Origin of the sequence: Nocardia sp. CNY236 (assembly GCF_000482385.1) — a bacterium.
Taxonomy (GTDB): domain Bacteria; phylum Actinomycetota; class Actinomycetes; order Mycobacteriales; family Mycobacteriaceae; genus Nocardia.
Map to the genome: position 1 here is coordinate 39,087 of NZ_AXVD01000027.1, position 25,735 is coordinate 64,821.

Here is a 25,735-nt window from a genome sequence, read left to right on the forward strand (position 1 = left end):
TACTGTGAATCGCAGCTAGGTTTTCTCGCCGTTTTGCTAAGTTTGCGAAATTTGCCTCAGAATTGCAAGAGTGCGATCTACCGGCCGGTAGCCCTGACGTGCAATTTCAGCGTAACGCTCGTACTGCTAGCTATCGCCCGGCCACCCCGCCGCGACACGCGCGCCGACATCACAGTGTGAGTACTTTCACAACTCGACTGTGTCGCGGGACACTCGAGGTGCGGAGATGGAATCGGACTAGTGCGCCGCTTCGGTCGTTGCCACCCCATGCTCCCGCAGCGCGGCCCACACGCGGTCGGCGGTCATCGGCAGTCGGTCCAGACGGACGCCGACCGCAGCTCGAATAGCATTGGCCAGCGCCGGAGCAACCGGGTTGTACGGCGACTCGCCCAACGATTTCGCACCCAGCGGTCCCAACGCATCGGCCGTGCGAGCGAAGTACACCTCGGTCCGAGGAATATCGATGAACTGGGGCACGTGGTAGTCCCGCAACGTCCCCGCGCGTACCGCTCCCCGGTCGCTGGCCATGTCCTCGTACAACGCCGAGCCGATCGCCAGGGCTACGCCGCCTTCCACCTGTCCACGGCACTGCACGGGATTGAGCACCGTACCCGCGTCGGCGGCATGGACCGACTGCAGAATGCGGATCGAGCCGGTGTCGGGATGCACGGCGACGCGGAATGCCTGCACATTGAAGGTCACCGACCTGACGCTTTCGCCATGGTCGACGCGTGCGCTGAGATCACCGCCTGCCGACAACGCGGCTGCGTCCAGCGACCGGTCACCACAGCGCACACCCGCGGATTCCAACACACAGTCGCGCTCCGGAATACCCGACAATTCGGCCGCCCTGGCCACCAACACGTCACGCAAGGCGCACGCGGCGGCATAGACGGCTTTGCCGGCGACCGCGAGACCGGTGGAACCATACGTTCCGGTGTCGTAGTCGACCAGGTCGGTATCGGCATTCCGGATGACGATGCGAGAGATATCCGTGGCCAGCGCGGTGGCCGCGATCTGCGCATGCGCCGTCGCTACACCGCTGCCCATTTCCACCGTGCCGACCAGGATCTCGTAACGACCATCGGGCAGCAGCGACGCGGTCGAGGACGAGTAGTGCCCGTGCGGTGGAAGCGTCGCGATCATCGCAGCAGCCATTCCGGTACCGACGCGCCAGGACGGATCGGGCGGCGCCACCTCGTTGCCGCGCAGCAATGCCCGCTCGGCGAGATCCAAACACTGGTCCAAGCCATAGCTGCCGAACACCATGTCGGTTTGGACCCCGGAAAAGCCGACGATCGGATCGCCGGGCGCCACCACATTGCGGCGGCGGAATTCGAAGGGGTCCATGCCGAGCTCGTGCGCTAGGTCGTCCAATGCCGACTCCAGCGCCCAGTCCAGCTGTCCGAGACCGTAGCCGCGGAACGCTCCGGAAGGAACGTTGTTGGTATACGCCGCGCGTGCGTCGATCTTCTTGTTGGCGCAGCGGTAGAGGCCGACCGACTCGGTGACGCTGTGGAACATGACATCCGGACTGTGATTGCCGTAGGCCCCGGCATCGACGAGAGAATCGACCGACAGCGCGGTCAGTGTTCCGCGCGCGTCCGCGCCGACCGTCACCGCGATGCGCATGGGGTGACGACAGGTGGCGGCGGTGAACTCCTCCGCCCGAGTGAACTCGTAGCGCACCGGCCTGCCGGTCCGCAGGACCGCCAATGCGATCAGATCCTCGGCCAGCACCTCTTGCTTCCCGCCGAACCCGCCGCCGACCCTGGCCGCGAACACCCGCACCTGTGCGGTCTGCAATCCGAACACCCGACACAGTTCGTCCCGCACCAGGTACGGCGATTGGATGCTGCACCGAATGACGAGTCTGCCGGCGGCATCCAGCCACCCGAGACCGCCATGCGGCTCCAGATGAACATGCTGGACGCGCGGCGACTGCCATGTTCCCCGCACCACGTGCGCCGCAGCCGCCAAGCCCGAAGCCATATCGCCCACCTCACCGTGCACTTCGGCCACGAGATTTCGGCCGGGATCAGCGATCCGCGCCGAGGCCGGCTTGTCCCCGTGCAACAGCACAGCGCCGGCACGCAGCGCCTCGTGCGGCTCGAACACCGCCGGCCGGACCTCGTAGTCGACCTCCAGCAGCCCCAGCGCGGCATGCGCGATCCCCGGACTCTCGGCCACGACCGCGGCCACCCGCTGCCCGACGAAGCGGACCGTTCGGTCGAGCACATAGGTATCGTCCGGACTGTCGGTCCGCATTTCTTGGCAGGCGGTCGAGAACGCCACCTGCGGCGCATCGGCGTGGGTGAGCACCGCGTGTACTCCGGGCAATGCCTCGGCGGCCGCGGTGTGGATCGATCGGATGCGCGCGTGCGGGTGCGGACTCCGCAACACCGCGATATGCAGCACAGCGGTCGGTGGCTCGGATTCGAGGTCCGACGGTCCCGGCCCGCCCGAGACGTCGGCCGTGACAGCAGACGCACCATCGATCTCGTGGGGCGCAAGGTCGAAGGTGAACGGCTCGGTGCCGGTGACGATGCGGGCTCCGCCGAGGTCGCCGACCTCGGCGCCGGCGCAGCCGGCGGGCTCCGACGAGGTCGGCTCGTGTCGCGCGCAGACCGGATCCTCCGGTTCGCCCAGCGCCGACCGGATCGCGCGATATCCGGTGCAACGGCACAAGTTCCCCTTCATCAATTCGGCGAGTTCGGGTCCGGCCCCACTGCGGTCGGCGAGGCCGTCACCGAGGGCGGCGGCGGTGACGACCATGCCCGCGGTGCAGAAGCCGCATTGGAACCCGGCGGCGTCGACGAAGCTGCGTTGCACCGGATGCAGCCGCTGCGGGGTCCCGATACCGAAGGCCGTGGTGACGCGACGTCCGGCAGCGCGGAATGCCGGAAATACACACGAGTGCACCGCCGTTCCGTCGACCAGGACGGTGCAGGCGCCGCAATCGCCGGTGTCACATCCGGTCTTCACCGCCAGATGACCGCTCGCCCGCAGCGCGCTGCGCAGGCATTGTCCCGGCTGCGCCTCGATCGTGACCGGGGCACCGTCCACCTCGAGCCGCATCACGATCCTCGCAGTTCTGCGGCCACCTGACCGGCGAGTACGCCGGCGACGTGGCGCCGCCATTGCGGCGACCCATGAGGGTCGTCGAGCCAACAGGCGGGATCGAGCTCATCGAGCGCGCGCCGTATCCGGCGCTCGCTCGGCGGCAGGTCGAAATCCACCACCACCGGCGTGGTGGTGGCGGCGGTGACGGTGATCGCGGTGCGATCGTCTCGGTCGCGCCGACCCATCACCACCGCACCGGATCGGCCCAGCGCAGTCAGCCCGATCTTCCGGAAACTGGTGTGCGCCGTCATGCTCGACCATGGCACGCGAATGGAGCGCACGATCTCGTCGGGCCGCAGCACTGTGCGCCTGGGACCGACGACGAAGTCGCGCAGCGCAACACACCGATCGGCGCCGTCGGCTGCCCATACCAGCGCTACCCCGTCGAGCGCGACCAACGCACCGAGTACCGCGCCGACCGGCAGCGCCAAACACACGTTGCCTCCGACGGTGGCGGTATCCCAGATCTTGTGGGAGGCCAGCAGCGCCCGGCAGGACTGGGCGAACAGCGCAGTTGCCGGCCACTGGTCGCGCATCGTGGGCTTCCCCAGCTCGTGCCCCGGCGCCGCTCCCGCGAATTCGGCCAACGTGCAGGTCGCCGCGATCTCCAGGCCGTCGTCCACGATTTCGAACGCCGGCCACTCCAACGCGGTGATGTCCACCAAGCGGATCAGCTGATCCTGCGGCTCGGAGAACAAGAAGGTTCCGCCGGCGAGGACCGCCGTCGACGAGCCGAGCGACGTCAGGTCCGCGCGCTGGCGAGCGACGACGACGTCGGTGATCGTGTGCAGGTCCATGCGTCACCTCGTCTCTAGCTCGAGTCACTCGCTGGCTATCAGTATCGCGCGCTCGGCGGCGACAGTTGCCGGATTGATGATTGCGGTTTCGTAGCTACCGTGGGCCGATGCGCCCGCTTTCGTCATTCCGCTTTCGCCCGTAGCATGGCCTGGGCTCGCGTCACCTCGACGGCCACCCGGTCCATGGCGACCGTGCGCACCTCATCGTCCCGCACCACTACCCGGCCGTTGACCAGCAGCGCAGCCAATGGCGGCGGCGCGCCGAGCACCAAGGCGACCACTGGGTCCTCGATCCCGGCGTGCGCAGCGGTGTCCAGCCGCCACAACGCCAGGTCCGCCAGTTTGCCCACCTCGAGGGTGCCGATCTCGGCTGCGCGACCGAGCACCCGTGCGCCGCCGATGGTGGCCAGTTCCAGCGCGACACGCGGAGTCATGGCGTGCGGACCGTTCCGGCTGCGGGCCGCCAACAGCGCCGCCCGTGGTTGCTCGATCAGCGATCCCGCTTCGTTGCTCGCCGCTCCGTCCACGCCCAGACCGACCGGGACCCCAGCGCGCAGCAGGTCGGCGACCCGCGCGACACCCGCGCCCAGCCTGGCGTTCGAAGTGGGGCAATGCGCTACCCCGGTGTCGGTTCGCGCCATGGCGTCGATGGCGTCGTCGTCGAGGTGGATCGCGTGGGCGTACCAGACGTCGGGACCGAGCCAGTCGTGACGTTCCAGGTGCTGGGCGGGCGTACAACCGAATACCCGCAGGCAGTAATCCTGTTCGTCGATGGTCTCGGCGAGATGGGTGTGCAATCGAACACCGACTCCCCGCGCCAGTGCCGCGGACTCGCGCCACAGGTCCGGCGTCGAGGAGAACAGCGAGCACGGAGCCAACGCGATGCGCACCATGGAGTCGAACGACGGGTCGTGCCAGCGCGCCACTGCGTCGGCACTCGCGGCGAGGATGGCGTCCAACCGTTCGACGTCGTGGTCGGGCGGCAACCCGCCTGCAGCGGCCGCCAGGTCCATCGAGCCGCGGCAGGGGTGGAACCGCAGACCCGCCTCGGCCGCTGCAGCGATCTCGGCCCCGAGCAGATCACCGCCGTCGGGGGGAAACATGTAGTGGTGATCTGTGGTGGTGGTGCATCCGGTGCGCGCCAGTGTGGCGAGCGCGGCGGTGGCCGCGATCCGCACCGCCTCTTCGTCGAGCCCCATCCAGAGCGGATACAGCCGGGTGAGCCACTCGAACAAGGTGCTGTCCACCGCCAAGCCCCGGGTTATCCACTGGAACAGATGGTTGTGGGTGTTCACCAGACCAGGAGTCAACAAGCACCCGCGCCCATCGATGCGGACGGGGTCGCCATCGAATTCGGGCGGCTTGCCCGCGCCCACAGCGTCGATTCGGTTGCCCCGGACGACGACGTAACCGGTCGGATACTCGGTCCCGCGGGCGTCGACGGTCGCGACGGCGCAGCCGGAAATGACGGTCACCTGATCCATGCGAAACCCGCCTCGGGGGCGTCGGCGCGAGCCACGGTGGCGTGGATCATGCCGTAGGGGCGGTCGTCGGCATACAAGACCTCGCCGCGGTTCTCGATGCCGAATCGAGCCAAGTCGTAGTCGATATGGTGCTTGTTCGGCGCGGTGAGACGAATCTCGGCCAGCGTAGGGTATGCCTGCAGTGCTGCTTTGCCCATTTCGAACAGCGTCTGCTGCAACGCCTTCGAATGCAGGGTCGCGAAGGTCTCCACCAACCGGGTGCGCACCCCGGCGAAGACCTCGTCCCACGCGACGCCCACAGAAGACGCGAAGCGCCACTGGGCCACGAGCGAGGTGGCCAAGATCCGATCGTCCGTCGGGGCGAGCACGGTGAAGTCGTCGATCAGGAAGTCGGTGAACTCCGAGCCGGTCGACTTGAGGATGGTCAGGTCCTTCACCCCGCCGACGACCCATGCCTGTTGCTGTGCGCCCACCTCGGCCACCGTGGCCGCTGCCGTGCGCACCTCGGCCCCGCCACGGACCCAGGTGTGGTCGTGCTCCGCGCCGCCGACCCGGACGCGGCGCCACCCGTATTCGTCGACTTCGACCCGCGCGCTGGTCACCGGCTCGATCTCGGTCACGAAATGCTCCGCCAACGCGAGCGCGTAATCTTCGATCGCGCGCAGCGTCGGCGTTTTCGCGAATGCATAGGCGGTCTGCTTCTGGGTGTCGGTGGGCAGCACGTTGCCCGGTTCTCCGGCGGTGTAGGCGGTGTCGAAATCGCCCCGCAGCACGGTAGAGACATTCAGATCCCGGATCTCGTGCCGCGTGGTTTCCCGATAGATGCGGACGATCCGATTCTCGGCCTTACCGTAGCGATGGTCCGACAAAACGATCGGGCCGGTCAGCTCCATTCTCGGATCAGCTCCCTCGATACGTCGAATACGCGAACGGCGACAACACCAACGGGACGTGGTAATGCCGCTCATCGGTGATGCCGAAGGCGATCACGACCTCGGGATAGAAGGTTTCGACCTCGGTGTGGGCGAAATAGCCGCCGGTGTCGAACACCAGGCGATAACTTCCCGGTGCGAGCTCGTCGCCCAAGGCCCTGATCCGGCCGTCGGTATCGGTTTCGCCCCCGCCGAGGCGCACCGCCTGCCGAGACAATGTCACCTGCATGCCCGCGGCGGGGATGCCTCGCACCACGTCGAGCACATGCGTGCTGAGTGTGCTCACCGCCGCCACCCTGGCAGACCGAACGAGCGGACGGGAATCATCCCGCCGTCGGACAGCGCACCCATGGGCGTGGCGTTCGATAGCTGATCGGTCATAAATCCAGGATCGAACAGGTTCGCGCAGGTTGCCACCATTACGGCGAACATCCTGTGTCACCGGGCACGGCCGCCGTGACCTATCGGCGGCCGGAGAATCCCGCGGGCGTGACGACGTGCGCCCCTGGGCACCCGGTACCGAAGCACCCGGTACTACCGTGGCATCATGGCCGCCCCCGCCGACCGGGCCGGCGCATCGTGCGCGGGCATTGTGCTCGCTGCCGGCGCCGGGACACGCTACGGGCGACCCAAGGTGCTCGCCGACGACGGCGCCTGGCTGCGAGCAACGGTGCGTGCGCTCGAAGACGGGGGATGTGCTGCGGTGATGGTCGTGCTGGGTGCGACCGGCCCGACGCCGCAGATCGTCGCTCTGCCACCGGGCGTTCGGCACGTGTGGGCGCCCGACTGGGCCACCGGTCTCAGTGCCTCATTGCGGGCCGGACTCGGCGCGGTGGCGCGCACCCCTGCGCAGTACGCCGCGATCATGCCGGTGGACACCCCCGATGTCGGCGCCGATGTGGTCACCCGGGTGCGCACCACCGCGCTCGCGGCGTCGAGTGGACTCGCTCGCGCGGTATTCCAGGGCGCGCCGGGACACCCGGTCGTGCTCGCCCGCGAGCACTGGGGCGCGGTATACCAGAGTGCGACAGGAGATTCCGGCGCACGCACCTATTTGCTCGAAAGAGACGATATGGTGTGCGTCACGTGCGACGACTTGGCGACAGGTGTCGATCGCGACTTCCCGGCCACAACCGCACGATGATCGGAGCTGGCTTATGCGCGACATCATCGACGACCTCTTACGGGTGTGGCATTCGAACCGGGCCGGTGGGCTGGCCACCGTGGTGCGCACCGAGGGACCTGCATCCGTGCCGGTGGGCTCGACGCTGCTGGTCGACGCAGAGGGCGGCGTGTCCGGATCGCTCGCCGCGGAGGAACTCGGCGAGGTCGCCTACGAAGAGACGCTGCGCGCCGCGCGCACCGGCCGGCGTCGCATCCACCGCCTGGACGTGGCCGGCATGAGCGGGAACGCAGAAGGCGCAGAGGCGGGCGCAGAGGCGCTGGTGGATGTGTTCACCGAACCCTTCTCCCGCACGCACTTCCCAGAATTTCCGGCTGTCGCCGCGGAGATCGTCGCGCATCGCCGGGTCACGGTCTTCACCGTGGTTTGGAATCCCGACACCGATCTGATCGGCCAGCATCTGGTCACCAACAAGAAGCACGCCACCGAATTGGTCTCGCTCGCGGATTCGGATGTATTCGTCGCCTCGTTCGCACCGCCGCCGCGGCTGATCATCTTCGGCGCCAATTCCTTCGCCGCAGCACTCTCCGAGCAGGCCGGTTTGCTCGGCTACCGGGTGACCGTGTGCGATTCGCGCCCGGCATTCGCCACATCGGAGATGTTTCCCGGCGCAGAGGTCGTGGTCGATTGGCCGCACCGCTACCTCAATACGCTGTCTTCCGCCGGGGAAATCCACCGCAGCACCGCAATCGTCATCGCCTCGCAGGATCCCGCCTTCGAGATTCCATTGCTGACCGTGGCGCTGCAATTGCCCGAACTCGGCTATCTCGGGGCCATGGGCTCGCGCCGAACGCACACCCGACGCATCACCGACCTGCGCGCAGGCGGTTTCAATGACGAGACACTCGCTCGGCTGCGTTCACCGGCGGGGCTCGACATCGGCGCACGAACCGCCCCGGAGCTGGCGGTGGCGATCGCGGCCGAACTCCTGGCCGTGGCCACCGCGCACACGACCGCCACCGACCGTCGTCCGCGCACTACACCGTCGAAGTCGGCGCTGCGGCTGGGGATCTAGCCGCGAGATGAATCGCGCACGCTCCACCGGCCCGACGACCACCGGGCAGTGCTCACCCCGGCACTCGGCGACCATCCTCGCCCCGACGTTCGAGCGCGCCGAGTCCGCTCGGCCGGCAACGACGCCATGACCAGGCATCTCGACCAAGTGATCCGGGGAAAGGTCATTGCCGCGAGCACCGCTGTGGACGACGCGGCGATCACGATTCGCGGGCACCGGATCGAAACGGTGCAACCATTCGTACACTGGCGCGCCGCCCATCCCGAACTCGCGGCGCCGCCGTTTTCCGGGACGATCCTGCCGGGGCTGGTGGACATCCACAATCACGGCGGGTTCGGTTGTCGATTCGACACCGTGGACGGTGCGCACGCGCGCACCGCCGCCGAATCCCACCATGCGAGTGGCTCGACCACCGTGGTGGCGAGTGTGGTCGCCGGACCGGTGGCCACGATGGCGGCGCAGATCGCGGTGCTGCGCGAACTCGCCGAGGAGGGCGTGCTGGGTGGCATCCACGCAGAAGGACCGTTTCTGTCGGCGGCCCGGTGCGGGGCGCAGGATCCCCGATTTCTGTGCGACCCCGATCGTGCGTCGACCGACCGCATACTGGACGCGGGCGGCGCACACCTGCGGGTGATGACGCTCGCGCCGGAACGCCCCGGCGCGAGCGCCGTCGCTGCGCGACTGGCCGACCACGGTGTGGTGGTGGCGCTCGGACACACCGACGCCGACTATTCCGGATTCCGCGATGCGGCGCCGCCCAACGGTCGCGGCACCCTGGTCACCCATCTGGCGAACGGCATGCCGCCGCTGCATCATCGGGCCCCGGGTCCGGTCGCGGCGGCCCTGGTCGCAGCGGCGGCGGGTGCGATGGTCGTGGAGCTGATCGGTGACGGCGTCCACATCGACCCGGGCTTCGCCGCGCTGGTGTTCGCCACCGCCCCGGGCCGGGTAGCACTGGTCAGTGACGCGATCGCCGCGGTAGGACGCGAGGACGGCACCTACCAGCTCGGCGCGCGGCCGGTCACGGTGCGCGACGGCGTCGCGCGAACCGCCGACGGGACCATCGCGGGCGGGACGTACACGCTGCTGCAGTGCGTGCGGTGGCTGGTGAGCGAATGCGGTATCTCGGAGCGGGAGGCGGTGCTCGCGGCCACCGCGACGCCGGCCGAAGCACTCGGGCTCGCCGATGTCGGTGACCTGCGACCGGGTGGGTTCGCCGATCTGGTGATAGCCGATGACGATCTCCGGTTGCGCCGGGTACTCAGACGAGGACAGTGGTTGTGGTGATCCTCACCGTGACCATGAATCCCGCGTACGACATGACCTATCGCGTCGAACGCTTCGAACGCGGACGGGCTCACCGCGTGTACGCGGTGGAGCAGCGTATCGGCGGCAAGGGCGTCAATGTGACCCGGGTGCTCAATCAGCTCGGCACGTATGCCCGTGCCACCGGCTTCTCCGACCACGCGTTCGCGGCTGCCGCCGAATTGGAGATGCCGGTCGACTTCGTCCACGCATTGCCGTGGGTGCGCCGCACCGTGGTGGTCAGCGAATGCGAGGATGGCACTGCCACCTCCCTGCAGGAACCGGGCGCTCGAGTCACCGACCCGCATGCCAGCGAGCAGTTGGCCGTCCGGGTGGCGGGACTACTGCCCGATATCGCCGGGCTGGTGATCTCCGGTCCACTGCCCGGCGGCATCGATCCCGCCCTGCCCGCCGAGATCGCGCGTACCGCAATCGGCGACAACGTGCCGACCATCTGTGACATCGAGGGTGAGGCGCTGCGCCTGGCCGCTCGGGTACCCGATGTCGTCCTCATGCCGAGCCAGGCCGAGCTACAGCGTCTCACCAGCGCTCGCCCCGACACGATCGAAGCGGTCGTAGCCGCCGCTGCGCCGCTGGTCGAGCGCGGCGTGCGCGCGGTGATCACTGCCCCAGGCCTGGACGGGATGGCTGTCGTCACCGCCGAGGGCATGTGGTCGGCCACGCTGGCCGAGCCGGTCGCCGGTGCATCGACCGGGGCCGAGGATGCGGCGGTGGCCGCGGTGATCGCCGCGCTGTCGACCACATCGAGTCCCGACTGGCCTGCCGTGCTCGGCGACGCGGTGGCCACCGCCGCGGCGGCGGTGGTCGTCCCGGTGGCCGGCGAGATCGACCGGGGCTTGCGCGCCCGACTGGCCCCGACCGTTCGGCTCGCCCGGCTGGATCTGTCGAAATCCCCGTAACGGTCTCTGCGGTGCGGCGAACCAGGGGCGCCTGCGGTCATTCCTGGCCGAACACGTGGATGCCGAGTGCGCACGCTCGCTCCTCCTGCGCTGGGGCAACCCGGTCGGATTCCACCGCATCCGTCCGACTGCTTCGAACAGGCGCGCCGGGGGAAACGCCGGCACTCGAGCCCCGCGTCAGCGGCGCGTTGACATTGCCTCGGTGCACGCGATCTCGTCGGGAGCGCAGGTAGATCAGCAGGGTCAGGCCGAGCAGAAGACCGAACACCACGAGCATTCCGGGCAGCCCGCCGAGGGTGTGCGCGAGCAACCAGCAGATCATTCCCACGATTGCGGCCATGGGCAGCGTCAGCACCCAGCCGAGGGCCATCCGTCGCATCACACCCCACCCCACCGCGGCGCCCTTGCCCAGTCCCGCGCCGAGGATGGAGCCGGTCACGGTGTGTGTGGTCGACACCGGCAGCCCGAAGTGCGAGGAGGTGAGAATGATCGCCGCCGATGCGGATTCGGCCGCGAATCCCTGCGGCGAATCGATCTCGACCAGGCCTTTGCCCAAGGTGCGGATGATTCGCCAGCCGCCGACATACGTGCCCGCCGCAATGGCCACGGCGCAGGCGGCGATCACCCACATCGGCATGTCGTCGTCGGCGCCGACCGTGCCGTGGGCCACGAGAGCAAGGAACACGACGCCCATAGTTTTCTGTGCGTCGTTGGTGCCGTGCGACAGGGAGACCAGCGAGGCGGAGCCGATCTGCCCCCAGCGGAAACCCTGGACCACCTTGTCTCGGTCGAGGTTCCTGGTGATTCGGTACACCGCCCAGGTTCCGATCGCGGAGACCGTGCCGGCGACGAATGGGGCCAACGCAGCCGGGAGCACGATGTCGACGAGAACGCCCTCCGAACCGGACGCCCAGATCACCCCCTCCCAGCCGAGCGCGGCGATCGTCGCGCCGATCAGACCGCCGAACAGCGCGTGTGAGGAGCTCGACGGCAACCCGAGCAACCAGGTGAGCAGATTCCACAGGATTCCGCCCACCAGGCCGGCGAAGACGATGACGAGCAGATTGTGGCCCGATGCCGCCTCGAGCCGGACGATGCCCTTGGCCACCGTCGCCGCGACCGCGACCGACAGGAAGGCGCCCACCAGATTCAGCACCGCCGACAGCGCAACGGCGGCGCGCGGCTCGAGCGCCCTGGTGGCGATCGAGGTCGCCATGGCATTGGCGGTGTCGTGGAATCCATTGGTGAAATCGAAGGCGAGTGCCGTGGCGATCACGATCGACAGAACCACGAATTCGGCAGTCACGTCTTCAGTGTGAAGCATCGACAACTCCCATTGCTATGGGGTTGCTGCACCTCATCGGCGGTGGATCTGCCAGCCGATTCGACCTTCCTCGGCGAGGCGCCGAACTCGCATCGGCGACCGGCGCGAACCGGTCGAGACCACCGTCACAGCAGGGCGCGCACGGCGTCGATGGTGTCCGCCTGAGCAGGATCTTTGTCCGGCCGATACCGCACGACGCGAGCGAACCGCAGTGCGACGGCACCGGGGTAGCGCGGGCTGCTCTGGACCCCGTCCAGCGCGATCTCGACCACCAAGGCCGGCCACAGATAGACCGTGTGCTGGTCGCGGGATCGCTCGTGGCGCGGAAACTCGGCGGTTTGCCACCGCAACAGTGCATCGGTGAGACCCTTGAACGTCTTACCCACCATGACCGGGTCCCCGGTGTTCGGGTCACGCGCCCCCAGATGCAGATTCGACAAGTAGCCGGTGCGTCGGCCATATCCCCATTCCGCACCGAGCACGATCAGGTCGAGGGTATGGGTGAGCTTGATCTTCTGCCAGGAGCGACCGCGGCGGCCGGCGGCGTAGGGCGCGGTCAACGACTTGATCATGACGCCCTCGTGGCCCGCCGCGATCGCATCGTCGAAGTATTGCGCGGCCGCGGCGGCGTCGGGGCGCAGCAGCGCGGGAAGGGCCTGCGACCCCGCTACCGCAGTCAGCGCGGCGCGCCGCTCGACCAACGGAGCGTCGAGCAGGTCTCGACCGTCCACGTGCAGGCAGTCGAAGAAATAGGGGTGCAGCAGTTCGCTCGGCGAACTCGCTTCGGCAAAGCGGCTCATGGTTTCTTGGAACGGTCGTGGCCGTCCGGAGTCGGTGAGGGCCAGCGTCTCGCCGTCCAGTACGACACTGGTGCAGTTCAGGCTCGCAACCAGGTCCACCAATTCCGGCACGCTGGTTGTGATTTCGCGCAGCGTTCTGGTGAACACCCGCACTCGGTCACCGTTTCGGTGCACCTGAATGCGGGCGCCGTCCAGTTTGTGCTCGACGCTCACCTCTCCTGCGAATTCCTCCAGCGCCTCGTCCAGACTCGCGCCGGGCGTGGCGAGCATAGGTTGAATCGCACGCCCGATCTCGAGCCGAAACTCCGCCAGTGCTCGAGCACCGCCAGTGAGCGCAGCGACAGCGACGACCGGTAGTTGCCCCGCCAGCATGGACGCCCGACGCACCGCCTGGGGCGACACGTCGGCGGCGACTGCCACCGCTTCGGCTACGACGCCGGTGAGCGCGCCGTGGCGCAACTCTCCGGTGAGTAGTCGCAGCAGGAAACTTTGTTCGGCGCGCGTCGCGCGCGACCACAACGCCACGAGCAGCCGCCTGCGGCGTGCGGTGGAGCCGGGACCGGTGGTCTCGGCGAGGTCGCCCAGCATGGCATGCACCTGCGAAACCGTGAGCGTGGCCTCGGCCGCTGGCGCAGCATCGCGATCGATGCCCGTGAGGGTGCGCCAACCCGTCCCGATCCGGCCTTGCAACAGCTCACCGGAGACCCAGGCGACAACCGCCGCGCGTTCCTCGGGGGCGGCCGAGGTCAGCACCTGCGCCAGGGTCGCGATCTTCGTCTTGCGCGACCTGGTCGCGCCAACGTTCTCCGATGCCTGGACGACCTCGCGGAACAACACTGCTCCGACGGTAGTCGCCGACGATGACATCACCGGGAAACGCACTGCCGATCGGGGCGTTGGCACTGGTGTGAAAGCGCTCATAGGCTGGGCGCATGGCCAAAACCTATGTCGGCGCTCGGTTGCGGCAGCTACGGACCGAACGCGGGCTCAGCCAAGTTTCGCTCGCGCAGAAGCTGGACATCTCCCCGAGCTACCTCAACCAGATCGAACACGACGTGCGACCGCTCACCGTGCCGGTGTTGTCGAAGATCGGCGACGTATTCGGCGTCGACGCCACGTTCTTCTCGACCCGAGACGACACCCGGCTCATCGCGGAACTGCAAGAGGTCGTGATGGATCAGGAGTTGGGTATCGAGGCCGACCCCCGAGAGATCGCCGACATGGTCTCGGCACATCCGAGCATGGCCCGCGCGCTGGTCAACATGCACAACCGCTACCGAAACACCTCCGCCCAACTCGCCGCCGCCACCGAAGACCGCTTCGCCGACGGCGCGGGCAGCGCGACGATCAGCAAGCCGCACGAGGAAGTGCGCGACTACTTCTATCAGCGCCAGAACTACATTCACGCATTGGATGCGGCAGCCGAAGACCTCACGGTGCGCATCCGCTTTCATGGCGGCGACGTGAACACCGAGATCGCCAAGCTGCTGCGCGGTCACGACGTACGGATCACCGAGCGCATCGACCTCGGCGAAGGGGTGTTGCACCGCTACGACCCGCGGACCAGAAACCTGGAAATCGCGCCACATCTGTCCGGTGGACAACGCAGCTTCAAGCTCGCCGCCGAGCTGGCCTACTTCGAATGTGGCGAACTGCTCGAAAAGCTGGTCGACGAAGGTAATTTCGCCTCCGACGACACCCGTAAGCTGGCCATGCTCGGCTTGGCGAACTACTTCGCGGCGGCGACTGTCCTGCCGTACACGCATTTCCACGAAATCGCCGAGGACTTTCGCTACGACATCGAACGGCTGTCGGCCTTCTTCGGCCAGAGCTACGAGACCATCTGCCATCGGCTGTCCACACTGCAGCGACCATGGCTGCGCGGGGTTCCGTTCTCGTTCGTGCGCGTCGACCGGGCCGGCAATATGTCGAAGCGACAGTCCGCTACCGGTTTCCACTTCTCCGCCAGCGGCGGAACCTGTCCGCTGTGGAATGTCTATGAGACCTTCGCCTATCCCGGCAAGATCATGACTCAGATCGCGCAGATGCCCGACGGCCGCAAATACCTCTGGGTGGCACGCACGGTGGAACGCCGGGCCACGCGCTACGGGGAGCCGAGCAAGACCTTTGCCATCGGTCTGGGGTGCGAACTGCGGCATGCGGGCCGGGTGATCTATGCCGATGGCATCGATCTGGACGAGGTACAGCCGACACCGATCGGCGCGGGATGCCGGGTCTGTGAGCGCGCCAACTGCCCGCAGCGCGCGTTCCCCCCACTGGGCAAGGTGCTCGACATCAGCGAGCACCGCAGTTCGGTTTCGCCGTATGTACTCAAGTAGTCCCGCTCGAACGTGCCCGGGAGAGAAGTCCGGTGCGGCCCTGGCCCGACTAGAACGCGGTCTCGTCCACCGTCATGATGTCGTCGTCGAGAGCGGCGATGATGGCGCGTTCCGCCGTGAGATGCGGTAGTGCGTTCTTGGCGAAGAAGCTGGCGACGGTTACTTTTCCGGCGTAGAACGCGCGATCGTCCGCCGCGGTGACGGTGACCGCCGCGGCAGCGGCGATCTCCGCCTGCACCAGCAGCCGCCACCCGATCAGCAGGTCACCGAACGCGAGGAGCAAGCGCACCGATCCGAGACCCACCTTGTACAGGTGCGCCGGCTCCTGCTGCGCGGCCAACAGAAATCCGGTGAGCGCGCCCACCATGGCCTGCACATCCGCTGCGGCCGTCGCCAAGAGCTCACGCTCGCGCTCGAACCGGCCCGACTCGGCCTCCAGGAACGTGGCGATCTGCGCGGTGACGTGATCGAATGCCACGCCACGATCACGGGCGATCTTGCGGAAGAAGAAGTCCTGCGCCTGGATCGCGGTCGTGCCCTCGTACAGCGAGTCGATCTTGGCATCCCGGATGTACTGCTCGATCGGATAATCCTGCAAAAACCCCGAACCACCCAACGTCTGTAACGATTCGGTCAGGTACTGATAGGCCCGCTCCGAACCCACACCTTTCACGATCGGCAACAGCAGATCGTTGACCCGCGCCGCGAGCTCGGCATCCGCACCGGAGACGTGCTCGGCGACATCTGCGTTCTGGTGCGCCGCGGTGTAGAGGTACACCGCACGCAGCCCTTCGGCGTAGGCCTTCTGCATCGCCAAGGACCGGCGCACATCCGGATGATGAGTGATCGTCACCCGCGGCGCGGACTTGTCGGTCATCTGGGTCAGATCCGCACCTTGGACCCGCTGCTTGGCGAACTCCAGCGCATTCAGATACCCGGTCGACAGAGTCCCCGACGACTTGATGCCGACCATCATGCGGGCGTGTTCGAGGACTTCGAACATCTGGGCGATACCGTTGTGCACCTCGCCGACCAGCCATCCCTTGGCCGGGATGCCGTGCCCGCCGAAGGCCACCTCACAGGTGGGCGAGGATTTCAGACCCATCTTGTGTTCGACGTTGGTGACGAACACACCGTTGCGGTCACCGAGCTCCAGCGTCTGGTGGTCGAAGTGGAACTTGGGCACGAAGAACAGCGACAGCCCCTTGGTGCCCGGGCCGGCGCCCTCGGGGCGAGCCAACACCAGATGGAAGACGTTCTCGGCGGTGTCACCGACCTCGGCGCCGGAGATGAAGCGTTTGACACCCTCGATGTGCCAGCTGCCGTCCTCCTGCTGGATCGCCTTGGTGCGACCGGCGCCGACGTCCGAACCAGCGTCCGGCTCGGTCAGCACCATGGTTCCCTGCCAGCCCTTCTGGAAACCGAGCGCCGCCCAGTGCTGCTGCTGCGCAGTGCCGACGTTGAACAGCACGGCCGAGAGGAACGGTCCCATATTGAAGAACGATGCCGCAGGGTTGGCGCAGGTGATCATCTCGGCGATCGCCCACACCAGCGCGGCCGGCGCCGGGGTGCCGCCCATGGCTTCGGGGATGCCGAGGCGACTCCAACCCGCGTCTCGCACGGCGGCGATCGTCGCGCGCAGAGGCTGCGGGACGCAGATCGAAAACGTTCGGGGGTCATACACCACCGGGTCGCGATCGGCCGCCGCGAAGGACTCGGCGACCGGCCCTTCGGCCAGTCGCTTCACCTCCGACAGGATCTGCCGGACGGTCTCGGAATCCAGCTCGCCATATGCTCCGGTGTCGAGGAGCTTGTCCAGCACGAGCACATCGAACAGGTTGAATTCCACATCCCGCAGGTTCGCCTTGTAGTGGCCCACCTGGTCCTCCTCGACTCGATTCCACAGCCCGGTCGAGACCGGACGGTTCGAAAGCCGTACCAACCGAAGAGTGCCGCATCACAACACGCTACGCAAGCGTAGCCGGACCCTCTCCAACCAGCGGGTTCACCCAAACCTCACAACTATTCGCCGAGCGATAACCACAAACCGTCACATAAACGAAACAGTCGAAACGGAGTTGTTATCAGCCGATATACCGGCGCAACAACCGCTGGTTACCGTTCGCATCACGAATACAGCCGCTGTATACAACCCGGTCTACAGCTGTGACCGGCCCAGCAGCGGCGGTGTTCGCGGCGGCGCGACCCAGTGCCGCCGCACCGCCTGATGAGGAGAGGGTCCGCCCATGCCAGATTTCCGTACCATTCCGCGCGCTGGGCGCGTGGTCAAAACACTGGCGGTACCAACCGCTGTCGCGGTCGCCGGCTTGTTGCTGACCGCGTGCGGCGCTCGAGACGATGTGTCGGCTAGCGGATCGGATAGCGTGTCCTGCGTCGACACGTCACAGGACACGATCAAGGTCGGTTCGCTGCACTCGCTGTCCGGCACGATGGCGATATCGGAGGTCACAGTCGCCAACTCGACCAGGTTGGCCGTCGACCAGATCAACGCCGCGGGGGGAGTGCTCGGCAAACAGATCGAACTGGTACTCGAAGACGGCGCATCGGACCCCAAGACCTTCGCGGAGAAAGCGGAGAAACTGATCAGCTCCGACTGCGTCGCAGCGGTTTTCGGCGGCTGGACCTCCTCGAGTCGCAAAGCGATGAAGCCGAAGTTCGAAAACCTGAACTCCCTGCTCTACTACCCGGTGCAGTACGAGGGCCTGGAAGATAGCAAGAACATCTTCTACACCGGCGCGACCACCAATCAACAGATCATCCCGGCGCTGGACTACCTCAAGGAGCAAGGTGCGACCTCGCTCTACCTGGTCGGTAGCGACTACGTCTTCCCGCAGACCGCCAATCGCGAGATCAAGGCCTACGCTGCGGCCAATGGTATCGAGATCAAGGGTGAGGACTACACGCCACTCGGCTCGACCGACTTCTCCACCATCGTGAACAAGATCCGGACCGCGAACGCGGACGCGGTGTTCAACACGCTCAACGGCGATTCCAACGTCGCGTTCTTCCGCGAATACGCCAACGCCGGTTTGAAAGCCGACGAGATGCCCGTGATCTCGGTGTCCATTGCCGAGGAAGAAGTCGCCGGCATCGGGGTGCAGAACATCGCCGGGCAGCTCACCTCCTGGAACTACTACCAAACCATCGACAATCCGGTGAACAGCACGTTCGTCGCCGACTACAAGGCTGCGTTCGGTGCGGACAAGCCGACCTCGGACCCGATGGAAGCCGCTTACGTGGCGGTCCACCTGTGGAAGAACACGGTGGAAAAGGCGCAGTCGTTCGCGGTCGAAGACATTCAGGCCGCAGCCGACGGCGTCGGCTTCGATGCGCCGGAAGGCCGGGTCACCATCGACGGCGACACCCACCACATCACCAAGACTGCCCGCATCGGTGAAATCCGCCCCGACGGGCTGATCTACACCGTGTGGGACTCGGGTGAGCCGATCACCCCGGACCCGTACCTGGAGTCCTACGACTGGGCCGAGGGCCTGAGGTAACCCTCGCCGCTCATGGTTCCGCGCGTGTTCGAGTGACCGCCGCTTCGGTGGTCACTCGAACACCAACGCCGAGGAACCACGCACACGCAGCGCCGCGGTGTCATCCCGCCGCGACCGCACGGCTCCGCGCTGTTTCGCGCTGAGCGAGACCACGCATCACCCGCGCGCGGTGCCGAAGGCGCTGCCGGACAGACACAGGATTCTCACCCATGGACATTGTTATCGGCCAACTCTTCACCGGGTTGAGCCTGGGATCGATTCTTCTGCTTGCCGCGCTCGGGCTCTCACTGACCTTCGGTCAGATGGGCGTGATCAATATGGCGCACGGCGAGTTCATCATGGCCGGCTGTTACACGACCTTTGTCGTGCAGCAAGTGATCTCGTCGGCGGGCGTGGCGCTCATCGTGGCCCTGCCGATCGGTTTCCTGGTCGGCGGCCTGCTCGGCGCCGCCCTGGAGATGGGCCTGATCCGCTGGATGTACGACCGGCCCCTGGACACCCTGTTGGTCACCTTCGGGGTCGGGCTGGTGTTGCAGCAGGTCGCCCGAGACATCTTCGGTGCACCTGCCAAGAACGTCGTCGCACCGGAGTGGCTCAGCGGCGGCGTCACGATCCTGGGCGCGGTGGTCCCGAAGACGCGCCTGTTCATTCTCGCGCTCGCCATCATCGCGGTGACCACGCTGGCCGTCGTGCTCAAGACGACGCCGTTGGGGCGGCGTATTCGCGCGGTGGTACAGAATCGGGGCCTGGCCGAAACATCCGGGGTATCCAGTCGTTTCACCGACATCAGCACCTTCTTCATCGGCTCCGGATTGGCCGGCGTCGCCGGAGTCGCACTCACCCTGATCGGCTCCACCAGCCCGACCATCGGCCAGAGCTACCTGATCGACGCATTCCTGGTGGTGGTCATCGGCGGGCTCGGCCAGATCAAGGGCACGGTGATCGCGGCATTCGCGCTCGGCCTGCTCAATTCCTATATCGAATACTCGACCACCGCGTCCATCGCGAAGGTCATCGTCTTCGTCATCATCGTGATCGTCCTGCAGGTCCGCCCGCAGGGTCTGTTCACCGTCCGGACAAGGAGTCTGGCATGACCACGCTCGCACAACGGTGGCGTACGCACTCCTCGCTCACCCCATTGGCCGGATTCGCGATCGCTGCAATCCTGCTGTTCGCGGTCGCACCAGCGGTACTCAGCGATTTCCGACTCAATCTGCTCGCGAAATTCCTGTGCTTCGCGATCGTCGCGGTCGGTATCGGACTGGCCTGGGGCCGGGGCGGCATGTTGACCCTCGGGCAAGGGGTGTTCTTCGGCCTGGGCGCCTACATCATGGCGATGCATCTCCAACTGGCCGACGCCGCCCGGCTCGGCAACGACGTGCCGGAATTCATGGAGCTCGCCGGGATTCGCGAGCTCCCGTCGCTCTGGCAACCTTTCGCCTCGGCTCCGGTGGCGATACTCGGGATTCTGCTGCTGCCCGGGCTGATCGCCGCGGTGCTGGGCTATGGGGTGTTCAAGCGGCGAGTCAAAGGCGCCTACTTCGCCATTCTCAGCCAAGCGCTGGCGGCCGCCATGGCCATTCTGCTGACCGGGCAGCAGGCCTTCGGCGGGTTCACCGGCCTATCGGATTTCCGTGCCTTCTTCGGCTTCCGACTGTCGGACCCGATCAACCGGCGCATGCTGTTCTTCCTCGCCGCGGGCACGCTGCTGCTGGTGGTCGCGTTGGTGCGACAACTGATGCACAGCCGGTACGGCGAACTGCTGGTCGCGGTGCGCGACCAAGAGGAGCGCGTACGGTTTCTCGGCTACGATCCGGCCAACGTCAAGATCCTCGCCTACGTGGTCGCGGCCTTCTTCGCCGGCATCGCCGGTGCGTTGTTCACCCCGATCGTGGGCATCATCTCCCCCGCCGATATCGGCGTCGTCCCATCCATCGCGTTTCTGATCGGCGTCGCCATCGGTGGCCGGACCACCCTGCTCGGGCCGGTACTCGGCGCGATCGGGGTGGCGTGGGCACAGACGGCGTTCTCCGAGGAGTTCCCGTCCGGATGGATCTATCTGCAAGGTGTGCTGTTCATCGTGGTGGTCGGCTTCATCCCGGCGGGGCTGGCCGGATTGTGGCCGACGGTGAAGGGGTTGCTGGAGGGCCGGTTCCGGCGTACGACAGCCGACGAACCCAGCACGCATCCACCAGCGCCCACGCAGCCCTCGACGGAGAAAGTGGAATCCCGATGACGGAAACGACGCGCACGCCCAAGCTCGGCGGCAATGCCGGCATGTCCAGTGAATACCTCCAAATCAGAGGGCTCTCGGTGAGCTTCGACGGATTCAAGGCCGTCACCGATGTCGACTTGACCGTGTTGCAAGGCGACCTCCGCTTCCTCATCGGCCCCAACGGTGCAGGGAAGACCACCCTGATCGACGCGATCACCGGACTCGTTCCAGCAACCGGATCCGCGCAGAAATCCGGCGTCGAGCTGCTCGGCAAGAAAGTGCACCAGATCGCCAAGCTCGGTGTCGGCCGGACCTTCCAGACCGCGAGCGTGTTCGAACAACTCAGCGTGCTCCAGAACCTCGATATCGCCGCAGGTGCGAGCCGCTCGGCGCTGACGATGCTGCGCCGGCGCAGCTCGATACTGCCGAGTATCGAGGAGGCATTGGAGACCACCGGCCTGGGTGACCTGCGCGACAAACCCGCCGGCATCCTGGCCCACGGGCAGAAACAATGGCTCGAGATCGGCATGCTCCTGGTCCAGAACGCCTCGGTTCTGCTGCTGGACGAGCCGGTGGCCGGAATGAGCGCGGAAGAACGCGAAGAGACCGGGAATCTGCTGCACCGCATCGGCGGCGAACGCGTGGTCGTGGTGGTCGAACACGACATGGACTTCATGCGCGCGTTCGCCAGCTCGGTGACCGTCCTCGCCGGCGGCGCCGTACTCAGCGAAGGCACCGTTGAGCAGGTGCAGGCCGACCCCAAAGTCCAAGAGGTCTATCTCGGTACCGCGGCGGCCGCAGCCACCGAACTGGAAAGGGGATGACGATGCTCGAATTCACCGATGTCCGATCCGGCTACGGCCGCACCGAGGTGATTCACGGCGTTTCGCTGACGGTACCGGACGACAGTGTGGTTGCCATCATGGGACACAACGGCGCCGGGAAGACCACTTTGTTGCGTACCGCTGTCGGCTTGCTCGGTACCCGATCGGGACGCATCGAATTCGACGGGCAGACCATCACCAAACTGTCCCCGTCTCGGCGAGTGCGGCGTGGAATCGCCTATGTCCCGCAAGGACAGCAGAGCTTCCCGCAATTGACCACGGCGGAGAATCTGCAGGTGGTAGCCGACGGACGCACGCGCGGCAAAGCGCTGATCGACGAATCACTCGACTTGTTTCCCGCGCTGCGCGAACTCCTCACGCGTAAGGCGGGACTGCTGTCGGGCGGCCAGCGGCAACAACTCGCCATCGCGCGCGCCTTGATCACCGAACCGAAGCTGCTCATCCTCGACGAGCCGACCGAGGGAATCCAGCCCTCGGTGGTTGCCGAGATCGAGCGCACGATCATCGATCTGACCCATCGCGGCGGATTGAGTGTGCTGCTGGTCGAACAGCACATCGGCTTCGCGTTACAAGCAGCGCACCGCTACTACGTCCTGCAGTCCGGCCGGGTGACGTCCTCGGGCGAAGGTGGCGCGGGGGCCGAGAGCGCGGTCCGCTCGGCAATGGCGATCTGAGCGCCGGCATGGCCCGCGACATCGGTCGCATCCCGTTGCGCGAGCAGGTATACGAGTCGTTGCGCCGCGATCTGGCCTCCGGCGCGATCATGCCGACCCAACGGCTCGGGGAAGAACGCCTCGCCGAGACCTACGGGGTGTCGCGCACGCCGGTACGCGAAGCTCTGGCTCGTCTCCAAGCCGACGGATTGGTCGAGCGGCTTGCCGATGGCCTCTACCCGTATCGTCCCCGACTCGACGAACTCGATCATCTCTACGAGTTGCGCATCGTGCTGGAGACCAGAGGAATGCAACGGGTGCGGCCCGGCGACCGTAGGTCGCACGCCTTGGACCCGATACGCGACGAACTCGCGACATGGCTCCGGTTACGCGACCATGCCCCCGAACCCGGTCCCGCCCTCGTGGCCGCCGACGAAGCCTTCCACACCACGGTATTGGCCGCGGCGGGTAACACTGCGCTCGCCGAGGCGCTCACCGCGGTGCATGTGCGGGTGCGACCGGTCCGTACGCTGGATGTCCCGAGCCCGGAACGGATCGCCACGATGGTTGCCGACCATATCGCGATCGCCGAATTCCTCTCGGCCGGTGCGGTGGACGCGGCGTTGGACAGACTCACCGCGCATGTCGATACCGCCCGGATGCACGTGCGGGCGCGCGCGCAGCACGCACTGCGATTGACCAAACTGGGCCGGGCCGTGCGGGATTGACCGTCAGCAATCGGCTTGCAACGGCCAGCATTCGACCGGCTGGTACGGCGGCGGAGAGGGTGTCGGACTCGGCGCCGTGGTGGCGGTATCTCGCACCGGCTGTGGTGAGTCCTGCGCCAATGCGGTAGCGATCACACCGAAGACGAACAGGATTCCGGCCACCGCGACCCCGACGACCGACCATCCCACGTAGGTCTGTCTCTTCGTGGTGATGCCGGGCGTGGGCACGCCCTGTGGTTTGGGCCGACGTGGGATCGTCGGCGCAGGTTGTGGCGCCTTCTCCTGGAACCCGGCGGCGAGCAACTGGGCGCGAGTGGGGGCGAGGTCGACGATACCGAGAGCATCACACGAGGCGATCACGCGGTCCACCGTCCAGCTGGCCGGTCCCGCGGAGAATCCGTCCAGATAGATGCGCAACTCGGTAGCATCAGCGACATTGCCGACGACGACATCCAGCCCGGGACGCAGGGTGGTGCGAGCCGGTCGAACCATTGCTCCGCGAAACGGAACGAGCACCACCGCGCCGCTGATGTGTCCTGGGTCCCGCAATCCCCGCTGCAGCATCTGCTTCACGGCGAACATGCTGTGTTCCACACGATCGGCAGGACTTCCGGCGTCCCGATCGTCCAACTCCACCGGGACGTCGCTGATCGTCCATGGCTGCTGCGCCGGTGTGCTCAGAATGCCGTTCTGTCGACGCCGAAAACCGTACACCGCCACCACGGTCAGCCCGCGCGGCGTCCAGACCACCGCATCGACGCGGCGGTTGTCCGCCTCGAGATCGACGACCACCACCGCGGTCGTCGGATACGACCGCAGGCACGCGACGAATTCTTGCTCGGCTCCGGAAAGCTGTGCTCCGGTCCTGATCCTCACCAGCATCTGTTCCCCTGCCCACCGGTTGTCTGCCCTCGTCGGCCGCGGAACCCGGCGACCACGGTGGCTTGTATAGATACTGATGATGACGGGGTACTCTGCCGAAAACCACCGAAAGCGCACAATGGGTCGCGAGCGACGCGACGTGGGCGAGGAGGCCCCGACCGGTCGACATGGGCTGGTCGACACGGGCTGGTCGGCACATGCCGCGGCCCCGAAAGAGGTGACCATCAGATGGATTCAGCACCGCGGCCACGCATCCCGCCAGGACGGTTTCGCGAACTCGGCCCGATCAATTGGCTGGTCTGGCGCGCGCTCTCCCGCGCCGCTGGCACAGGCGATGCCCACCTGTTCAGTACGCTGGGCCGCACCCGCCGCTTGTTCCGCGGCTGGCTGATCTATTCGGGCGCACTCATGCCCGGTGGCCGACTACCGCGCCGTGAATCCGAACTGGTCATCGTTCGCGTCGCCCATCTGCGCGGCAGTGCCTACGAACTGGACCATCACATCCGGCTCGGTCGCCGCGCCGGGTTGACGGCGGAAGTCCTCGAACGGGTGCGTGTGGGACCGAGCGCAGCCGACTGGTCTCACCGACACCGCGCACTGTTGCGGGCTGTGGACCAACTGGTGCACACCCGCGACATCGACGACGCCATCTGGACCGAACTGGCCAGACACTACGACGAACGCAGTCTGGTCGAAATCGTACTGCTGGTCGTTCAGTACGACGGGCTGGCCGCGACCATCACCGCACTGCGCATCCAGCGCGACTATATTCAGCAGTCGGTTCGCGGATCGTCGATGCGTCGGGCCAGGCCGTCCAACACCAGGGCCAATCCGAACTCGTAGGCATGGTCGGCGCTGTAGGCCGCGTCGTGCGCCGTGCCGGCGGCCGTGCCGACTCTGGCCGCCAACGGATATTGCTGCTCATCGAAGACCTGCGCCAGCACCGGCGCTGCCCGCTCCCACCACTGACGATCGGACATGGCGCTGTCGGCCGCGGCATGGTCGGTGTCGATCGCGAGGCGAGAAACGGATGTGACGAACCCGAGCACGAACGTCAGCGCAGCGTCCATGGCGACGTCGTCGAGGCCCAGCCCCTCGAACGCTCGCAGTTCGTGGTCGTATTTCGCCGCGAGGCCCGGACCCAGCGGCGGGCGGGTGGTCGGTAGGGAAGCCACCCATGGATGACGCGCCAACATGGCGCGGTTCTCGCCGGCGACGAGTGCGACTCGGTCGCGCCAGGGCAAGCCGGTCAGGTCGGCGCGGTCCATGCGGGCGTACACCGTGTCGAGCATGAGGTCGATGAGCTCGGCTTTTCCCGGCACATAGGTGTAGGTGGCCATTGGAGTCATGCCGAGTGCGGTGGCGACGGCGCGCATGGTGAGCGCGTCGATGCCTTTTCCGTCGGCGATCTCGATCGCCGCGGCCACGACCGCCTCGACGCTGCTGCGCTGTTTCGGGCCTCGGGCCGCGCCGGATGCCGCGGGCAGCCGCCAGAGCAACTCCAACGTACGCACCGGATCACCCGCGCCACTGCGCTCTTTCGGTTGTGCCACCGCCGCCTCCTCACCCGTCCCACCCCGATGATATCGGCGTGATTCACATCATAGTGCTCGAGGCTGCTTATTTATGTACAAAGTATAGTGTACTAAGTACTGAATAGTTGGGATGC

At 66.6% G+C, this 25,735-nt stretch carries 22 protein-coding genes; 12 read left to right on the plus strand and 10 right to left on the minus strand.

Annotated elements, in window-relative coordinates; translation table 11 throughout:
• Positions 1–237: 237 nt before the first annotated feature.
• The 5 genes from K940_RS0115230 to uraH all read right to left on the minus strand — a co-directional run bounded on the left by K940_RS0115230 (position 238) and on the right by uraH (position 6,622).
• Positions 238–3,078, minus strand: coding sequence for a molybdopterin cofactor-binding domain-containing protein (locus K940_RS0115230; protein ID WP_028478253.1), 2,841 nt, complete (start codon positions 3,076–3,078; stop codon positions 238–240).
• Complete coding sequence (locus K940_RS0115235; RefSeq protein WP_028478254.1) at positions 3,078–3,920, minus strand: xanthine dehydrogenase family protein subunit M; 843 nt, start codon at positions 3,918–3,920, stop codon at positions 3,078–3,080. Before K940_RS0115235 ends, K940_RS0115230 begins: the two co-directional genes overlap by 1 nt.
• 122 nt (positions 3,921–4,042) lie before the next feature.
• Entirely contained in the window at positions 4,043–5,404 is a 1,362-nt protein-coding gene (locus K940_RS0115245) for an 8-oxoguanine deaminase (protein ID WP_028478255.1), read from the minus strand.
• Entirely contained in the window at positions 5,392–6,297 is a 906-nt protein-coding gene (pucL, locus tag K940_RS0115250) for a factor-independent urate hydroxylase (RefSeq protein ID WP_028478256.1), read from the minus strand. Before pucL ends, K940_RS0115245 begins: the two co-directional genes overlap by 13 nt.
• 7 nt (positions 6,298–6,304) lie before the next feature.
• A complete protein-coding gene (uraH, locus tag K940_RS0115255; RefSeq protein WP_028478257.1) occupies positions 6,305–6,622 on the minus strand; it encodes a hydroxyisourate hydrolase in 318 nt (105 codons plus the stop codon).
• A 261-nt stretch (positions 6,623–6,883) separates the two neighbouring features.
• Here uraH and K940_RS0115265 point away from each other — a divergent pair, with 261 nt between their 5' ends.
• From K940_RS0115265 to K940_RS0115280, 4 genes are read left to right on the plus strand one after another with little or no spacing between them, the layout of a single operon-like run.
• The gene (locus K940_RS0115265; RefSeq protein ID WP_051407222.1) at positions 6,884–7,480 is read left to right on the plus strand and encodes an NTP transferase domain-containing protein; all 597 of its coding nucleotides are present in this window, start codon (positions 6,884–6,886) and stop codon (positions 7,478–7,480) included.
• Positions 7,481–7,493: 13 nt separating this feature from the next.
• On the plus strand, positions 7,494–8,534 hold the full coding sequence (locus tag K940_RS28475; RefSeq protein WP_036528723.1) for an XdhC family protein: 1,041 nt from the start codon (positions 7,494–7,496) through the stop codon (positions 8,532–8,534).
• A gap of 48 nt (positions 8,535–8,582) precedes the next feature.
• Positions 8,583–9,821, plus strand: coding sequence for an N-acetylglucosamine-6-phosphate deacetylase (locus K940_RS0115275; protein WP_231390393.1), 1,239 nt, complete (start codon positions 8,583–8,585; stop codon positions 9,819–9,821).
• Positions 9,815–10,759, plus strand: coding sequence for a hexose kinase (locus K940_RS0115280; protein WP_231390394.1), 945 nt, complete (start codon positions 9,815–9,817; stop codon positions 10,757–10,759). Before K940_RS0115275 ends, K940_RS0115280 begins: the two co-directional genes overlap by 7 nt.
• A gap of 37 nt (positions 10,760–10,796) precedes the next feature.
• Here K940_RS0115280 and K940_RS28480 read toward each other — a convergent pair whose 3' ends face one another.
• Both K940_RS28480 and K940_RS0115295 read right to left on the minus strand, forming a co-directional pair.
• Positions 10,797–12,065 carry an inorganic phosphate transporter gene (locus tag K940_RS28480; RefSeq protein ID WP_081706386.1) on the minus strand — a complete coding sequence of 423 codons (1,269 nt, stop codon included), beginning with the start codon at positions 12,063–12,065 and terminating at the stop codon, positions 10,797–10,799.
• A 143-nt stretch (positions 12,066–12,208) separates the two neighbouring features.
• Positions 12,209–13,720 carry an ATP-dependent DNA ligase gene (locus tag K940_RS0115295; RefSeq protein ID WP_028478261.1) on the minus strand — a complete coding sequence of 504 codons (1,512 nt, stop codon included), beginning with the start codon at positions 13,718–13,720 and terminating at the stop codon, positions 12,209–12,211.
• Positions 13,721–13,815: 95 nt separating this feature from the next.
• On the opposite strand from K940_RS0115295, the gene ramB reads away from it, so the two are divergent.
• Positions 13,816–15,222, plus strand: a complete 1,407-nt coding sequence (ramB, locus tag K940_RS0115300; RefSeq protein WP_028478262.1) for an acetate metabolism transcriptional regulator RamB — start codon at positions 13,816–13,818, stop codon at positions 15,220–15,222.
• A gap of 49 nt (positions 15,223–15,271) precedes the next feature.
• On the opposite strand, the gene K940_RS0115305 is transcribed toward ramB, so the two are convergent.
• Positions 15,272–17,101, minus strand: coding sequence for an acyl-CoA dehydrogenase (locus K940_RS0115305; RefSeq protein ID WP_028478263.1), 1,830 nt, complete (start codon positions 17,099–17,101; stop codon positions 15,272–15,274).
• Positions 17,102–17,468: 367 nt separating this feature from the next.
• On the opposite strand from K940_RS0115305, the gene urtA reads away from it, so the two are divergent.
• The 6 genes from urtA to K940_RS0115340 all read left to right on the plus strand — a co-directional run bounded on the left by urtA (position 17,469) and on the right by K940_RS0115340 (position 23,184).
• On the plus strand, positions 17,469–18,743 hold the full coding sequence (urtA, locus tag K940_RS0115310; protein ID WP_036528724.1) for an urea ABC transporter substrate-binding protein: 1,275 nt from the start codon (positions 17,469–17,471) through the stop codon (positions 18,741–18,743).
• A gap of 209 nt (positions 18,744–18,952) precedes the next feature.
• On the plus strand, positions 18,953–19,837 hold the full coding sequence (urtB, locus tag K940_RS0115320; protein WP_028478265.1) for an urea ABC transporter permease subunit UrtB: 885 nt from the start codon (positions 18,953–18,955) through the stop codon (positions 19,835–19,837).
• Complete coding sequence (urtC, locus tag K940_RS0115325) at positions 19,834–20,979, plus strand: urea ABC transporter permease subunit UrtC (RefSeq protein WP_028478266.1); 1,146 nt, start codon at positions 19,834–19,836, stop codon at positions 20,977–20,979. Before urtB ends, urtC begins: the two co-directional genes overlap by 4 nt.
• Entirely contained in the window at positions 20,976–21,782 is an 807-nt protein-coding gene (gene urtD, locus K940_RS0115330; RefSeq protein WP_036528726.1) for an urea ABC transporter ATP-binding protein UrtD, read from the plus strand. Before urtC ends, urtD begins: the two co-directional genes overlap by 4 nt.
• A gap of 2 nt (positions 21,783–21,784) precedes the next feature.
• A complete protein-coding gene (gene urtE, locus K940_RS0115335) occupies positions 21,785–22,477 on the plus strand; it encodes an urea ABC transporter ATP-binding subunit UrtE (RefSeq protein WP_028478267.1) in 693 nt (230 codons plus the stop codon).
• Between the two features lie 8 nt (positions 22,478–22,485).
• Entirely contained in the window at positions 22,486–23,184 is a 699-nt protein-coding gene (locus K940_RS0115340) for a GntR family transcriptional regulator (protein WP_028478268.1), read from the plus strand.
• Positions 23,185–23,187: 3 nt separating this feature from the next.
• Here the strand turns inward: K940_RS0115340 and K940_RS0115345 are convergent, their stop codons facing one another.
• On the minus strand, positions 23,188–24,066 hold the full coding sequence (locus tag K940_RS0115345; RefSeq protein WP_028478269.1) for a hypothetical protein: 879 nt from the start codon (positions 24,064–24,066) through the stop codon (positions 23,188–23,190).
• Positions 24,067–24,294: 228 nt separating this feature from the next.
• Here K940_RS0115345 and K940_RS28485 point away from each other — a divergent pair, with 228 nt between their 5' ends.
• Positions 24,295–24,909: a carboxymuconolactone decarboxylase family protein gene (locus tag K940_RS28485; RefSeq protein ID WP_081706387.1), complete on the plus strand. Its 615-nt coding sequence runs from the start codon at positions 24,295–24,297 to the stop codon at positions 24,907–24,909.
• On the opposite strand, the gene K940_RS0115355 is transcribed toward K940_RS28485, so the two are convergent.
• Positions 24,837–25,619 carry a TetR/AcrR family transcriptional regulator C-terminal domain-containing protein gene (locus K940_RS0115355; RefSeq protein ID WP_028478270.1) on the minus strand — a complete coding sequence of 261 codons (783 nt, stop codon included), beginning with the start codon at positions 25,617–25,619 and terminating at the stop codon, positions 24,837–24,839. The two genes, K940_RS28485 and K940_RS0115355, sit on opposite strands and share 73 nt — an antisense overlap.
• Positions 25,620–25,735: the final 116 nt, after the last annotated feature.